General features: G+C 54.2%; 1 protein-coding gene and 1 pseudogene. Both read right to left on the reverse strand.

From position 1 onward, the window contains the following. A pseudogene (locus tag PO883_RS34365) lies at window positions 1-216 on the reverse strand (IS6 family transposase); the annotation flags it as partial. A gap of 273 nt (window positions 217-489) precedes the next feature. After that, window positions 490-1,667: hypothetical protein (locus PO883_RS34370; RefSeq protein WP_289313788.1), on the reverse strand; the 1,178-nt coding region annotated here is incomplete at its 5' end.

A 1,667-nucleotide genomic window follows, 5' to 3' on the forward strand; every position in this document is an offset into this window, starting at 1 on the left:
GCTGCCGCCGACCGGGCGCTTGTGTTTCCGGGCCATCTTCTCGATGAGCGGCAGGAAACGAATCGCCCAACGGTTGATCGATGAATGGTCGACCGACACGCCGCGCTCTTCCATCATCTCCTCGAGATGCCAGTAGCTCAGCGGGTAGGCCACATACCAGCGGATGCAGACCAAGATGACGTCGATCGGAAAACGCATTCCTTTGAAATTAAACATGTCGAGTCGTCCTGGGTTCGGGCGCAGCAGTTTACCCGATTACCCGTCGGCCTTCGCTAATGCGACAGAACCCCGCGCACAGCCTCCAAACCGACCTTCGCCTTGAACTCCGCGCTGTGCACTTTCCGCTTCTTTGTTTCCGTCATTCCCTGCCATCCTCCGTTGAGGACCATAGCTTAAACTGCTGTCTCAAATCGTGGATCCACTATAGGAGCTCGGCCTGCAGGTATTGGTTGCCCAGCAGGCTGTCGACTCGCGTGATGGCGTATATTCTCAATGAGTATGGGCAAGTGCCTTGCGGGTCATCGCTGCGATAACTGCGGCATCGATCTCATCGAAGTCTTCCGCGTTACGTTGCCTTAAAAAGGACAGAATGGATGAGGGCTCGCTCCATGGCGCCCCAGTAGCCAACTCGTCACTGTCGACCAAGATCTTGCGGCATCGTCTTCCATTAGGATCGACACGACAAAGATGGCCTATTGCCTGCGGGTCTGCACCATGAGCTAGCAGTTGCTCTACAAGCGGCAGGCATAGGCGTCGTAGCCTGCTCCCGCGGCTGCACAGCACACAGGCTATTGCACCGATCAGACTTCCCTCGTAGTACATTTCGACCGGATTTCTTTCTGTTACATCAGACGCGCCGAACGAGACACCGATATTAGCCTCCAGCCCCCGATCTAGCAGACGGTTGAAAACGCTAACAATGCCGGTGGCACGTCCCTCGTCTAAGCAGATACCTTCTTCATTCTCAAATTCATTTTCTTGCCAGTACGCACTGAATATTTGCTCCAGCACTTCAACTTGGAATGTTTCTGGATCCATCCAGTAGTGAACGCTGGCACCCATATCCATCAGCTCCGCTATTAACTGGAGCTCGCGCTGAGTGTCCGTGTAATTCCGTAAACACAAGCGCAGTATTGGATATTCCCCACTCCAGATATGCTGATCCAGATCAATGCCCGCGGCGACCAATTCAGCCGGGGTGTCTGCATCGCGGTATCCACATAATGTGCGATCAAGCCGCATCGCCGCTGGCATATGCGACATGAGTACAGACCGAGCGCCAGCAGCATATAGCACCTTCAATACATCGGCACGGTCTTCGAAGAATTCGACACTATGAAAAAGTAGGCTGCCCATCTCTTCTCTTTGTCCATCTTCATCTCGGTAAAGCCGGGCACTTGCATCTACACCTGGCTGTGCCAGTAACCATTTCAAAAGTTTGGGGTGGACACAGACCGCACACATGACTTGCACCGATCGTGCTAAGGCTGGCAAATCAGCTGCGGGGTGTTCCAAGAGAGCCGTTAGGAGAGCTAGGCGTTTTCCGCCAGCATAATCGTGGATCAACTTTGCCAATTCGGGGGCCCATGGCAAGCAACGCTCCATATCTACTGCGGCATCCGCCATGGCACGCACAGACCGTTCCATACCCTGGCGCAAGACATGCA

This window comes from Massilia sp. DJPM01 (assembly GCF_030348125.1).
GTDB lineage: Bacteria > Pseudomonadota > Gammaproteobacteria > Burkholderiales > Burkholderiaceae_D > Telluria_A > Telluria_A frigida.